Origin of the sequence: Escherichia sp. MR, assembly GCF_005280595.1 — a bacterium.
GTDB lineage: Bacteria > Pseudomonadota > Gammaproteobacteria > Enterobacterales > Enterobacteriaceae > Escherichia > Escherichia ruysiae.
Window position 1 is genome coordinate 1 of the sequence record NZ_SZVK01000133.1, and the last position, 385, is coordinate 385.

Annotated in this window: 1 protein-coding gene; it reads left to right on the plus strand. The window is 51.9% G+C overall.

The annotated features are described in order from the left end of the window. Nucleotides 1-301: 301 nt before the first annotated feature. The coding region (locus tag FC814_RS22590) for a type I toxin-antitoxin system toxin Ldr family protein (RefSeq protein WP_137326491.1) at nt 302-385 on the plus strand (84 nt) is incomplete at its 3' end.

The window sequence follows — 385 nt, forward strand, 5'->3', positions numbered from 1 at the left end:
GCCTTTTTCGTAAGAAAAATGCAACGGCTGCAAGCCGGTAATATTCTGCGGAACGCACTGCACAGAGTGAAGAAGTGGTGGATTTCGAAGCAGAAAAACAGTCGTAGAATCAGCGGCAAGCCGGAAGAGTCCGGTGAGGCACAATGTTGCGGGGGCTTAATCCCTGGTGGCATTGGTTGCTGGAGAGAGAAAACCCCCGCACGTTGCAGGTATATATCTGACAACATCACGGGGGCCATTCTTGCATCCAAACAATACAAGAATAGCCGCGAAACGTTGTCATTACAACACAGGCGGCTATATGACGCTCGCGCAGTTAGGCATGGCCTTCTGGCACGATTTAGCGGCTCCGGTCATTGCTGGCATTCTCGCCAGTCTGATCGTG